Annotated in this window: 1 protein-coding gene; it reads left to right on the top strand. The window is 61.0% G+C overall.

All coding sequences use genetic code 11. The features are described 5' to 3' along the window. Positions 1 to 410 (top strand): class I tRNA ligase family protein (locus B3187_RS07555; protein WP_286805501.1); only part of this gene is annotated, 410 nt, incomplete at both ends.

Here is a 410-nt window from a genome sequence, read left to right as displayed (position 1 = left end):
ATGGCGGTGCCCGCCCACGACCAGCGGGATTTCGAGTTTGCCCATAAGTACGATCTGCCGATCAAACAGGTGATCGCACCGAAAGGCGATGAGCCCTGTGATATCAGCCAGGAGGCCTTTACCGAAAAAGGCGTGCTGGTCAACTCCGGCGAATACGATGGTCTGGATTTTGATGCGGCCTTTGAGGTGATCGCCCAGGCCCTGAAAGCCGCCGGTCAAGGCAAAGTCACCGAGAATTACCGCTTGCGCGACTGGGGGGTCTCCCGTCAGCGCTACTGGGGTGCACCCATCCCGATGTACAACCTGCCCGACGGCGGCGAAATCCCGGTGCCAGCGGACAAACTGCCGGTATTGCTGCCCGAAGAGGTGGTCATGGACGGCGTCCAGTCGCCGATCAAGGCCGACCCCGA

The organism is Marinimicrobium sp. UBA4209, from assembly GCF_002381585.1.
Classification (GTDB): domain Bacteria; phylum Pseudomonadota; class Gammaproteobacteria; order Pseudomonadales; family Cellvibrionaceae; genus Marinimicrobium; species Marinimicrobium koreense.
The sequence above is the reverse complement of the archived record's forward strand: the minus strand, read 5'-3'. Positions and strand labels throughout refer to the sequence as shown.